Below are 8,589 nucleotides of genomic sequence, written 5' to 3' on the forward strand. Positions count from 1 at the left end.
TTCGCGACGGCCTGCGAGTACGAAGCGATGTACCGGGGCCGTGACGCCGTCACCCCCGCGCCCGCCTGGCGCGAGGGGCCCATCGACGTGCGGCGGCCGAAGAAGGCCTACCTGGAGATGAACGGCGGGATGGGCCCGTTCATGAAGACCGCCGGGGACTGCGTGCGGACGATCCTGCTGCAGTCGCTGGCCGAGGCGGGCGTCGAACCCCGCGATCCGCGCGTGCGCTGTGTGGTGCTGCCCCGGCTCAGCGAGGGCATCCTGCGGGTCACGCACCTCCTGCTCGACGAGCTGATGGACTGCGAGGCGGTCCAGTTGCGCGAGGACAGCGGACACCTGGGGGCGGGCGACGTACCGGCCGGCCTCGCCCATCTCGGCTCCCGCTACCCACTGCGCCGTGGTGACTTCGCCGTGGTGCTCGGCGGCGGGGGCGGCTTCACCTGGTCGTGCGCCGTGGTGCAGGCCGGCTGACGCCGTGCCGCCGCCCTCCCGCACCGGCGCCCGGCCCCGACGGCCCCGCCCTGCTCCGTGTGGACCGACTGTGAAGGACGTATCCCGATGACCCGACCGGTGGTGGCCGTCACGGCCGACACGACGGTGCTCAACTGGACCATCTGGCAGAACGTGCCGTCCGCCGTGCTGCCGCTCGCCTACGTGCGCAAGGTGGCGGACGCCGGCGGCTCGCCGCTGCTGCTGCCGCCGCTTCCCGACAGCGCCGCGGACGTGATGGAGCGGGTCGACGCGCTGCTGATGAGCGGCGGCCAGGACATCGAGCCCGCACGCTACGGGGCCGAGCCCGGCCCGCACGCCCTGCCGCCGGACCCGGTGCGCGACGAGGCGGAGCTGAGGGCGCTGGAAGTCGCCGAACGACGCGGCATCCCGGTGCTCGCGGTCTGCCGGGGCCTGCAACTGATCTCGATCTCCCGGGGCGGCACCCTGCACGAGCACCTGCCGGAGCACTCCCCCAGGGTGCCCGGGCAGTACGACGCGCGGCGCATCCGCATCGAGCCCGGTTCCCTGACCGGCTCGACGATGGGAACGTCGGCGACCGTGCACTGCCACCACCACCAAGGCATCGACAAGCTGGGGGCGGGGCTGGTGGCGACGGCCTGGTCGGAGGACGGTGTGCTGGAGGCCGCCGAGGACCCCTCGGCCCGTTTCCTCGTGGGGTTGCAGGCGCACGCGGAGCTGGGCGAGGACACCGTGCCGCTGTTCAAGGCATTCGTCGACGCCGCCCGCTGACCCCGCCCCGTCCCGGACGGCTCACAGCACCCCGGCGGCGGCCAGTTCGGCCTGCACGTCGTAGCGCTGCACCCAGGTCACGTCGTCGACGACGTGTGCCACGCCGGCCGCCAGCCGCTGCGAGCCGCCGCCGAGCGAGCCCAGACGGACCCGGGAGGTGTGGTCCAGACGCAGCTCCTCGTAGCGGCGCAGCGCCTCCCGCACCCCGCCCGGCCGGTCGCCGTGGTGGGCCAGGAGGGCGGCCAGGGCCACCGCGTCCTCGATGGCCTGGCTGGCGCCCTGCCCGTGATGCGGCAGCATCGGGTGCGCGGCGTCGCCGAGGAGAGTGGTGCGCCCGGTGCTCCACCGGGGCAGCGGTTCCCGGTCGTACAGGGTCCAGTGACCGGCCTCGGCCGCGGACTCCACGAGCTTGCGGGCGGTCGGCTCCCAGTCGGCGAACGCCCAGCGCAGGGCGGCGATGTCGGCGGCGCGGCTCCAGGACTCGCCGGCGGCGGCCGGACCGTCGACGTCCGAACCGTCGGCGAGGACGGCGACGAACGCCGTCTGCCGGCCGCCGCGCACCGGGTGCGCCAGGAGCCGGCCGGTGGGACCCGACCAGGTGAGCATCGCGTCGACGGGCAGGGCGGGGCCGTCGGCCGGAACGACGGCGCGGATCGCCGCGCTGCCGGTGAGCACGGGCCGCTCGGCGGGGGCGAGCGTGCGGCGGACCACGGAGTGCACGCCGTCCGCGGCGACCAGGACGTCGGCGCGGGCGTGGGTGCCGTCGGCGAAGTCGATCCGTACGCCGTCGGTGTCCTCGGTGACGGCTACGACGCGGTGACGCAGGTGTACGGCGGACGCGGGCACCCGCTCGGCGAGCAGGCGGTGCAGGTCGGCACGGTGCAGGGTGTAGTGCGGGCCGGCGAACCGGGTCTCCCAGGCGGCGCCCATGGGCTGCCGGGCGAGTACCGCGCCGGTGTCCCAGGCCCGTACCTCCAGCTCCTCGGGCCGTACGGCGTGGGCGCGCAGGCTCTCGCCGAGCCCCAGCCGGTGCAGCAGCCGGCTGCCGTTGGGCGCGAGGTGGATGCCCGCGCCGACCTCGGTGAGCACCGGGGCCTGTTCGTAGACGTCCACGTGCAGTCCGGCCCCGCGCAGGGCGATGGCGGCGGTCAGTCCGCCGATGCCGGCTCCGACGACCGCGATGCGGATCCTGTCCGGGCTCATCCGTGTCTCCTCGAGGGCAGCCGTGCCGCGCCGGGCGCCCGGTGGCGGGCGACGCGGTGGAGGGATGCGGGGGAGGCTCGTGAGCCGGGCCGCTCGCGGCGCGATGGGTCCACGGCCGCTGCGCGCACCGCTCCGGCGCCCGCCGCGATACGACGATAGGGCCGCCCCGGCTGCCTGGGGCGGCCCTACGACCGGGGCTCAAGCAGCCCCGGACCAGCGCTGCAGAGCCTGCCGCAGGTCCGCCTCGTCGGGGGCGGCCCAGGCGATGTATCCGTCGGGACGCACCAGCACGGCCTGCGGGGCGTCCTGGAGGGCAGGCTCCTCGTCGGCCCAGTCGCCGTCGACGACGTCGATCCGGTCGCGCCAGGGCGCGGCGGTCTCGCGCAGCGTGTCCGCGTCCGCGGCGGCGGAGGTGACGAGCAGGACGCCGCGGGCCGGGTGCAGGAGGGCGGCGACCGAACCGGGCCGGCCGTCGGCGAGTTTGAGCGGCAGGTCGGGACGCAGGCGCAGGCCGAGGCGCGGGTGGCCGCCCTCGCCCATGTCGTAGCGGATGTCGAGGCCGCTGACCTGTCCGGCGAGGTGGCGGGCGACGGCCGGGTCGGCGACCAGTTCCTGCATGACGGCACGCAGCGGATCCATCTCCTCGCCGCTGAGGTAGAGCTTGGTCTGGGCGCGAGTGTTGCGCATGAGCTGTTCGCCGACCGGGTGCCGTTCGCCGTGGTAGGTGTCGAGCAGCCCTTCGGGCGCCCAGCCGTTGATGGCCGCGGCGAGCTTCCAGCCGAGGTTGGCGGCGTCCTGCACGCCCACGCTCATGCCCTGCGCGCCGGCCGGCATGTGGATGTGGGTGGCGTCACCGGCGAGGAAGACCCGGCCCGAGCGGTACTGGGCGGCCTGGCGCGTGGTGTCGGTGAAGGAGCTGATCCAGCGGACCTCGGCGTCGTGCAGGCGCTCGCCGGTCATCTCCTGCCAGGCGTCGGCGATGACGTCGAAGGTCAGGCTGCTCTTGTCCTCCGGCGGTCGCAGGGCCTCGTTGTGGATGACGATGCGGTCGACGCCGTTCTCCAGGTTGAAGGCCATCACCATGCCGCCGGGCACGCGTTCACCGATGGGCCGCTGCCGCACGCCGGCCCCGACGATGTCGGCCATGTACATCCCGCGGGTGGCCTCCCAGCCGGGGAAGTCGATGCCGGCGAGCTTGCGCACCATGCTGCGGGCGCCGTCGCAGCCGACGAGGTACTGGGCCCTCTCCTCCCCGACGCCGTCGGGCCCCCGGTACTGCACGACGACGCCCTCGTCGTCGGTGCGGTAGCCGAGGACCTCGTGGGAGCGGCGGACGTCGACGCCGAGTTCGTCGAGCCACTCGCCGAGGATCTCCTCGGTGCGGAACTGGGGGATGCCGCGCACGCTGAAGTGGTTGTCGTCCAGCTTCGAGAAGTCGATGCGGACACCGCCGAAGTGACCCTTGGCCCACTCGACCTCTCCGAAGCGCTCCAGCAGGCCGCGCTGTTCGAACACCTCGGCGGCACGGCGGGTGAAGCCGACGCCGCGCGACTCGCCGCTGGGGGCGGGCAGCTTCTCGAACACGACGACGTCGACGCCGCCCAGGCGCAGTTCCCCGGCGAGCATCAGGCCCACCGGTCCGGCGCCGACGATGATCGCGCCCTTGGCCATGTCCTACTCCTCACACAGATGGCTGCCCCCTGTGGGCGGGCGCCAGGTCGACGGTGATCAGGCGAAGAAGTCCAGCAGGTACCGGGTGATCAGCTCCGGTTCCTCCTCAGGGAAGTAGTGCACCGAGTCCGCGGCCCGTTCGACGCGTACGTCGCCGGCGAGGGTGGGCAGCAGGTGCCGGAAGTACTCGTAGGTGTGGCGGGAGCCGATGCCCAGCACGGGGACGTCGAGCTTGCCGTAGGTCTTCCGGTCCTCGATGTCCTGGTGGTAGGCCTGGTACCAGGCGCAGGCGGCGCGGATGCCCTCGGGGCTGTCGTAGCGCTGCGCGTAGACGGCGCGGTCGCGCTCGTCGATCAGCGACTGGTCGGCCAGAGCGTGCTCGAACAGCCAGTCGATGACCTCGCGCATACGGCCGCCGTAGAGCACCTGCGGCAGGTCCCGGACCTGGTTGAACGCCCACCACCAGCGGGTGATGCCGGTGCCGGGGCGGGCCATGAGGCGCAGGTCGTAGTAGCTCTCGTCGGGGTGCGGGGTGTCCAGCATGGCGACCTTGCGGGTCGCCTCGGGGTGGTTGGCGGCGAACGCGAACGCGACCATGGCGCCCATGTCGTGGCCGGCGATGTGTACGTCCTGGTACCCCAGGTGCCGGACGAGGGCGTGGATGTCGGCGGCCATCGTCTTCTTGTCGTAGCCTCCGGTGGGCCGGGCGGAGCCGCCCATGCCGCGCAGGTCGGCCGCGATGACGTGGAAGCGCTCCGCGAGGGCGGGCAGCACCTTGTGCCAGGCCCACCAGGTCTGGGGGTAGCCGGGCAGCAGGACCAGGGGCTCGCCGCTGCCGCCGCTCACGTAGTGCAGGCGGGTTCCGTTGACGTCGGCGAGGTGGCTGCGGAAGTCACCCGGCAGGGACCGCGCCAGTTCCTCGTCCGTGGGGACGACCGGGCCGTGCTCCGCTGTCATGTGCAGGTTCCCTTTCTCGTGGTTCCCCTTCTCGCCCGGGCGCGCACGGGCTCAGGCGGCGAAGCGTGCCGCGTGCTCCCGCGCCCAGTCGGCGAAGGGCCGGGGCGGACGGCCGGTGAGGGCCTCGACGTCCTGGCTGAGCGGGACGGGGGCGGTGCTGGCCGCCCACAGCCGCAGCAGGGCGTCGGCGATGTCGTCCGGCATGAAGCCGGGCTTGTTGGCCCGCCAGACCTCGGGAGCGATCCGTTCCATGGGGATCTCCCGGCCGGTGGCCTCGGCGATGACGGCGGCCTGCTCGCGAAAGCTCAGGGAGGCCGGACCGGTCAGGTGGTAGGAACGGCCGCGCAGCTCGGGCCGGGTGAGGACGGCGTACGCGCACTCGGCGATGTCCCGCTCGTTGATCGGGTCCGCGAAGCTGTCCGGGTAGGGGTGGGTGACCGCACCGCGCGCCTTGAGGGTGTACGCCCAGGAGCCGGCGTTGGAGGCGAGGGCACCGCAGTTGAGGCTGGTGTGGGTCAGTGAGGAGGCGGCCAGGGAGCGTTCGACCGCGAGGTGGGGGGCGGCGATCGGGTCGCTGTCGGCTCCGGGGCGCAGTACGGCGTCGGCGGACATCACGGCGACGTGCTCCACCCCGGCGGTCACGGCCTGTGCGACGAACGCGTCGATGTGGGAGGGGTCCGCGTACAGGAACACGGAGGTGACGCCGTCGAGAGCGGCCGGGAAGGTGGCGGGGTCGTCCAGGGCGAGCCGCACGGACGGCACGCCCTCGGGCAGCGTCAACTTCTCGGGGGCGGCGGAGCCGGCCCGGACGGGCACGCCCCGCTCGTGGAGGGTCCGCACGAGCAGGGAGCCGACCCTGCCGCGGCTGCCGGTGACGAGCACTGTCATGACGGTTGCCTTTCCTGGTGGTCGCAAGGGGGCGGCCGCGGGCGGGGCTCAGGCGGCGGGGTGCCCGAACCAGCGGGTGAGTGCCTCGGCGAGGTCGCCGCCGTCGGGCGCGGCCCACACGATGTGGCCGTCGGGCCTCACGAGGACGCCCTGCGGGGCGGTGCGGTCGGCGTCCTGGTCGGCCCAGCCGCCGGTGACCACGTCGACGCGGTCGGCCCAGCCGCGGGCGGTGGCGGCCGCGGTGTCGTCGTCGCCGGTGAGGATCAGCACGCCGCGGGCCGGGCGCAGCAGTTCGGCGACCGTGACGCGGCTGCCGTCCGGGCGCTCCACGGCACGGGAGGGGGCCAGGCGCACGCCGAGCCGGGGGTCGTCGGGGCCGCCGACGTCGTAGCGGATGTGCAGCCCGCTGACGCGGCCGGCCAGGTGGCGGGCGGCCTCGGGCAGCTGGACGAGTTCGCGCATGACGGCGCGCAGCGGTTCCATCTCCTCACCGCTGAGGTACAGCAGCGACATGGCGTGCACGTCGCGCATCAACTGCTCGCCGACGGGGTGCCGTTCGTCGTGGTAGGTGTCGAGGAGGCCGTCGGGCGCGTGACCGCGCAGCACGGCGGCCAGCTTCCAGCCGAGGTTGGCGGCGTCCTGCAGGCCGACGCTGACGCCCTGGGCGCCGAGGGGCGCGTGGTCGTGGGCGGCGTCGCCCGCGAGCAGGACGCGGCCCTTGCGGTACTGCTCGGCCAGGCCGGTGGCGTTGGTGAGGGCGCACATCCAGGAGGCGTCGGCGTGGTGGATGTCCTCGCCGGTCAGCCGCTGCCAGGCGTCGGCGACCTCGGCGAAGGTGAGTTCGCCCTCGCCGTGGTGGGGCCGGACGCCGGGCTCGTGGATGACGATGCGGTCGACCCCGGGTTCGAGCGTGACCGAGAGGACCATGCCGCCGCCGGGAATGCGCTCGCCGATGGGCCGCATGCGCAGGTCGGCGCCGACCACGTCGGCCAGGTACAGGCCGCGGGTGGCCCGCGCGCCGGGGAAGGCGATGCCGGTCAGACGCCGTACGGTGCTGTCGCCGCCGTCGCAGCCGACGAGGTAGGCGGCGGTGTCCTCCACCGGGCCGTCGGGTCCCTCGAAGCGGGCGACGACGCCGTCGTCGGTCTGGTGCAGCCCGGTCAGCTCGTGGCCGCGCCGCACCTCCACGCCGAGTTCGGCGACCCAGGCGCCGAGCATCTCCTCGGTGACGGACTGGGCCAGGCCCATGACGCCGAAGTGGCTCTCCTCCAGCAGCGAGAAGTCGATGCGGATACCACCGTAGTGGCCTTGCTTGCCCCAGCGGATGTCGCCGAGCCGCTCCAGCAGCCCCCGCTGGTCGAACACCTCGGCCGTGCGGCTGGTGAAGCCCAGTCCGCGCGACTCACCGCTCGCGGCGGGCAGCTTGTCGTAGACGACGACGTCGGCCCCGCCGAGGCGCAGCTCGCCGGCGAGCATCAGGCCGACCGGGCCTGCTCCCACGATGATCGCGCCCTGTGCCATGTGGACTCCTCCTGCCGATGGTTGGGCACCAGGTAAACCCGGGCCGGTCGACGGCCGGTGGCGCGGGGCCGCAGGACGGCTCGAGCCCGCCGGGCCCCGGCCGGACGGGGACGCACGCGGAACGGCCCCGCCGGTCGGGGGAGGGCCGGCGGGGCCGTGTCCGGGGCGTGCGCGGGGCACGCGACGGTGGTGCGGTGTCGTCTTCCTCGGTGTCGTTCCTCGGTGTCGTTCCGCGGTGACGGGAGGTCAGTAGCGCACGCGCACCAGTTCGCCGTCGGTGCCGTTCGACTTGTTGGTGACGTAGAGCTGTCCGCGCGGGCCGACGGCGAGGCCGGTGGGCTGCTGCAGCTGGTCACCCGTGGGGATGTCGGTGACCTGCTTGGTCTCCAGGTCGATCTTCGAGATCAGGCCGGGCTTGGGCGGACCGGCCTGGAAGCCCTGGGTGAAGGACAGCGCGTACAGGTTGCCCGAGCAGTCCAGGGCCAGGTCGACCAGGTTGGTCAGGCCGGTGACGAGGACCTCGGGCTGCTCGCCCGGCGCCTTCTTCCAGATGCGGGCGGAGCCGGCCACGGTGCCGCTCATGTCGGCGACGTAGACGGTGCCGTCGTGGCCGGTGACGATGCCGGTGGGCACCGACTCGGCGACGCGCTGCGGGGTGGCGTTGGTGGGAACCACGTACTCGGTGGAGGTGGTGCCGTCGCGGTGGGCGCGGACCACGGTGTTGGCACCGGCGTCGGTGACCAGGTAGCTCGAGCCGCTGCGCGTGAAGCGCCACGGGTTGGCGTGGACCTCGCCGCCGTCCGGGTTCAGGCGGGTCTCGTGGTCCGTGAGGTCGGCCAGGACCTTGCCGTCCCGCGTGCGGAACAGGGTGCCGAGGGTGCCGGCGTCCGGGCCGAGGGCGGCGCGCGACTCGGTGGTGCCGCCGAGGTTGCTCAGCACGACGTATCCGCCGGAGTAGTCCGGGACGGCCTGCTCGGGACCGGAGGCGGAGACCGGGGCGCCGGGGGCGACACCGGTGGCGGTGGACGCCAGCCCGGTCGCCACGCGGCCCTTGAAGTCTCCCTTGACCTTGTAGACGGCGCCGGTGTTTCCGACGCAGGTCTCGCC

At 73.9% G+C, this 8,589-nt stretch carries 8 protein-coding genes; 2 read left to right on the forward strand and 6 right to left on the reverse strand.

Going from position 1 to position 8,589, the window contains the following annotated elements; translation table 11 throughout:
• Window positions 1-471, forward strand: a 471-nt coding sequence (locus tag RIF68_RS17985) for a 3-oxoacyl-[acyl-carrier-protein] synthase III C-terminal domain-containing protein (RefSeq protein ID WP_309052286.1), incomplete at its 5' end; no start/stop codon positions are given.
• Window positions 472-558: 87 nt separating this feature from the next.
• Window positions 559-1,242: a gamma-glutamyl-gamma-aminobutyrate hydrolase family protein gene (locus RIF68_RS17990; protein ID WP_203612856.1), complete on the forward strand. Its 684-nt coding sequence runs from the start codon at window positions 559-561 to the stop codon at window positions 1,240-1,242.
• A gap of 21 nt (window positions 1,243-1,263) precedes the next feature.
• Here RIF68_RS17990 and RIF68_RS17995 read toward each other — a convergent pair whose 3' ends face one another.
• The 6 genes from RIF68_RS17995 to RIF68_RS18020 all read right to left on the reverse strand — a co-directional run.
• On the reverse strand, window positions 1,264-2,445 hold the full coding sequence (locus tag RIF68_RS17995; protein WP_309052287.1) for an FAD-dependent monooxygenase: 1,182 nt from the start codon (window positions 2,443-2,445) through the stop codon (window positions 1,264-1,266).
• A 198-nt stretch (window positions 2,446-2,643) separates the two neighbouring features.
• The gene (locus RIF68_RS18000) at window positions 2,644-4,116 is read right to left on the reverse strand and encodes an FAD-dependent monooxygenase (RefSeq protein ID WP_309052288.1); all 1,473 of its coding nucleotides are present in this window, start codon (window positions 4,114-4,116) and stop codon (window positions 2,644-2,646) included.
• A gap of 57 nt (window positions 4,117-4,173) precedes the next feature.
• Window positions 4,174-5,073, reverse strand: coding sequence for an alpha/beta hydrolase (locus RIF68_RS18005; RefSeq protein WP_309052289.1), 900 nt, complete (start codon window positions 5,071-5,073; stop codon window positions 4,174-4,176).
• A gap of 51 nt (window positions 5,074-5,124) precedes the next feature.
• Window positions 5,125-5,961: an NAD(P)H-binding protein gene (locus tag RIF68_RS18010; RefSeq protein ID WP_164287134.1), complete on the reverse strand. Its 837-nt coding sequence runs from the start codon at window positions 5,959-5,961 to the stop codon at window positions 5,125-5,127.
• A 48-nt stretch (window positions 5,962-6,009) separates the two neighbouring features.
• On the reverse strand, window positions 6,010-7,482 hold the full coding sequence (locus RIF68_RS18015; RefSeq protein ID WP_309052290.1) for an FAD-dependent monooxygenase: 1,473 nt from the start codon (window positions 7,480-7,482) through the stop codon (window positions 6,010-6,012).
• A gap of 246 nt (window positions 7,483-7,728) precedes the next feature.
• The coding region (locus tag RIF68_RS18020) for a ScyD/ScyE family protein (RefSeq protein WP_309052291.1) at window positions 7,729-8,589 on the reverse strand (861 nt) is incomplete at its 5' end.

This window comes from Streptomyces sp. (genome assembly GCF_031178505.1).
Classification (GTDB): Bacteria; Actinomycetota; Actinomycetes; order Streptomycetales; family Streptomycetaceae; genus Streptomyces; species Streptomyces gulbargensis.

Coding starts and splice junctions, on each gene's coding strand:
- RIF68_RS18015 (WP_309052290.1), bottom strand. CDS start 7,482: ATGGCACAGGGCGCGATCATCGTGGGAGCAGGCCCGGTCGGCCTGATG.
- RIF68_RS17990 (WP_203612856.1), top strand. CDS start 559: ATGACCCGACCGGTGGTGGCCGTCACGGCCGACACGACGGTGCTCAAC.
- RIF68_RS18010 (WP_164287134.1), bottom strand. CDS start 5,961: ATGACAGTGCTCGTCACCGGCAGCCGCGGCAGGGTCGGCTCCCTGCTC.
- RIF68_RS18000 (WP_309052288.1), bottom strand. CDS start 4,116: ATGGCCAAGGGCGCGATCATCGTCGGCGCCGGACCGGTGGGCCTGATG.
- RIF68_RS17995 (WP_309052287.1), bottom strand. CDS start 2,445: ATGAGCCCGGACAGGATCCGCATCGCGGTCGTCGGAGCCGGCATCGGC.
- RIF68_RS18005 (WP_309052289.1), bottom strand. CDS start 5,073: ATGACAGCGGAGCACGGCCCGGTCGTCCCCACGGACGAGGAACTGGCG.